We start from the raw sequence: 2311 nt of genomic DNA on the forward strand, positions 1-2311 counted from the left end.
CCTAGCAAGGTGTCTTAACAAGACTCCCGAACAATCAATTTGGGCGGTATGAGTACATTGTTTACTTCCCGCCCCACAATCGAATCAATAAGGGTTTTTACTAATAATTCCCCTGCTAACAAGGTGTCCTGTTTCATGGTCGTTAAGGGTGGGTTGGAAAAATTAGCTAATACGATATCGTCAAAGCCCACCACCGCTACATCCTCGGGTACCCTTAAACCTTTCGCTTTCAGTGCACGCATGGCACCAATAGCAATAAGATCACAGGCGGCAAAAATAGCATCGAACTGATGCTGAGATCCCAATAGTTCGCAGGCGGCCTTATAGCCGGCTTCTTCGGTATACAAGGCATTGCGCTGTAACTGAGGCTCAACCTGTAAACCCGCGGCTTCAATTGCCTGACAATAGCCTTTATAGCGGTCAAAAAACTCCGGCGCATGGCTAGAAGCCGTTCCTAAAAAAGCAATACGTTTACGCCCTTTATCGATGATATGTTGTGTCGCTTGTCTGCCCCCTTCAACATTATCACTGCCAATGGCAAAAGCCCCGGCTTGCTTTAGTTCTGCCCCCCAACTGACATAATGGGTTTTCAACTGAGCGAGATGTTTTAGCTTTTCCTCAAAGTGCACGTAATCGCCATAACCCAACAAGATAAGGCCGTCGGCTTTGTTGCTGTCTTCGAAGTCTGCGTGCCAGTTATCACTCATTTGTTGAAACGAGACTAATAAATCATAGCCATTGTTGGCACACGCCCGGGTAATGCTGCCAAGCATAGATAAAAAGAAAGGATTAATGGCGGAGTTATCGTCGGTGGGATCTTCAAACAATAAGAGCGCCAAGGTACCGCTTTGTTGCTTACGCAAATTACTTGCGTTTTTATCCACGGTATAATTGAGTTCGCGGGCTATTTCCTGCACTTTTTTGCGAGTTTCTTCACTCACCAAGGGGCTATTTCGCAATGCGCGGGAAACTGTTGATTGTGACACACCCGCTCGATACGCAATATCAAGGGATGTCGCTTTTGCTCTCACTAAAGGCTGTCCAAAAATTCAAACAATTGTTCAACAATATAACCGACCACCTTATTTAAGTATAGTGAGCGATTGCGCTTTTACTTTACCCTTCAATATGTTCCCTTACAATTAATGAAAAGGTAGAGTGTTGTTCATATCCTATTCATGCATTGAATGGATAATCCATATTGCCCGAAACATTGACTATCCTCTTCATTCACAAGGAGCATTCATGACCATTAAAAGATGGAGTACGACCATCGCTATCCTCTTCCTTACCGGCTGTGCCAGCCAATCAGAAAACAAGGCATTATCGCCCGCCTTAGAGGGACAATGGCAAGTTGAAGATATCAGTGGCCAAGGCGTCATCGATAGTAGCCATATTACCTTAAACGTGACTGGCAATACCCTTTCTGGAAGCACAGGGTGTAATAACTTTACCGGTACCTTTATGCAGGCAGAAAACACCCTGGCCACATCGAAGTTGGCCGTTACGCGCAAAATGTGTTCACCCGCTTTAATGATGCAAGAACAACGCTACATCGAGGCATTAAATAGTGCCACGGAGATCACCCAATCCCCGGACAAACCGTGGTTATTCCTAAGGACACCAAACTCAAGCACATATATTAAGCTTGTGAAGATAACCAGCAACGAATAAAAGCTAGGGCGTTGATAGATATGCTGTGTAATTAGCGAAACGTCCATGCGATAAATCGACTTTGCTTTTGTCCTTGGCCCATATCCACCTTCTTATACTGCGAAGCACCGTAGTATTCGATACTTTTGGCGATGGGCTTTAAATGGGCACTTTTCGACACTAAACAGGTAAACCAGCCTACCTGATCTTTTATCTGCACACTTTCTTTAACCATACTTTGAATAAAGGCCAGCTCACCACCGTCACACCAGAGTTCATTTGAGGTACCGGCAAAATTTAAACTAGTCCCGTGCTTATGTGTGGCCCCTTTACCTGAACGTTTGAGTTTGTTCCGGGTTAAATTTGCCGTTTTCAGCGAGGTGCCTTTATGCGCTTGTGCCGCAGATTTATGAAAAGGTGGGTTACACAGAGTAAACGCGAAGGTTTCATCCTTCTGGACAATCCCGTTGAAAATACAATTTTTTTCTAACTGATGACGGGCTGTAACCAACCCAGCTAACGCTTTATTCTTTCGTACAAGGGTGTTGCATGCCTTAACAGAGGTTTTATCTATATCGCTGCCCACAAATGACCAACCGTAAACCTGACTACCGATAATGGGATAAATAACATTGGCCCCCACACCAATATCAAGGCC

The 2311-nt window shown here is 44.7% G+C and carries 3 protein-coding genes; 1 reads left to right on the forward strand and 2 read right to left on the reverse strand.

Features of this window, described 5'->3' with window-relative positions:
• Positions 1-14: 14 nt before the first annotated feature.
• A complete protein-coding gene (locus tag V5298_RS20415; protein ID WP_332933254.1) occupies positions 15-1031 on the reverse strand; it encodes a LacI family DNA-binding transcriptional regulator in 1017 nt (338 codons plus the stop codon).
• A 214-nt stretch (positions 1032-1245) separates the two neighbouring features.
• On the opposite strand from V5298_RS20415, the gene V5298_RS20420 reads away from it, so the two are divergent.
• Complete coding sequence (locus V5298_RS20420; RefSeq protein ID WP_332933255.1) at positions 1246-1674, forward strand: META domain-containing protein; 429 nt, start codon at positions 1246-1248, stop codon at positions 1672-1674.
• A 31-nt stretch (positions 1675-1705) separates the two neighbouring features.
• Here the strand turns inward: V5298_RS20420 and V5298_RS20425 are convergent.
• Positions 1706-2311, reverse strand: a 606-nt coding sequence (locus tag V5298_RS20425) for an RlmF-related methyltransferase (RefSeq protein WP_332933256.1), incomplete at its 5' end; no start/stop codon positions are given.

This window comes from Alteromonas sp. 14N.309.X.WAT.G.H12 (assembly GCF_036697315.1).
GTDB lineage: Bacteria > Pseudomonadota > Gammaproteobacteria > Enterobacterales > Alteromonadaceae > Alteromonas.

Bases quoted from the DNA above. Each gene is read 5' to 3' on its own strand.
- V5298_RS20420 (WP_332933255.1), top strand. From the start codon at position 1,246: ATGACCATTAAAAGATGGAGTACGACCATCGCTATCCTCTTCCTTACC.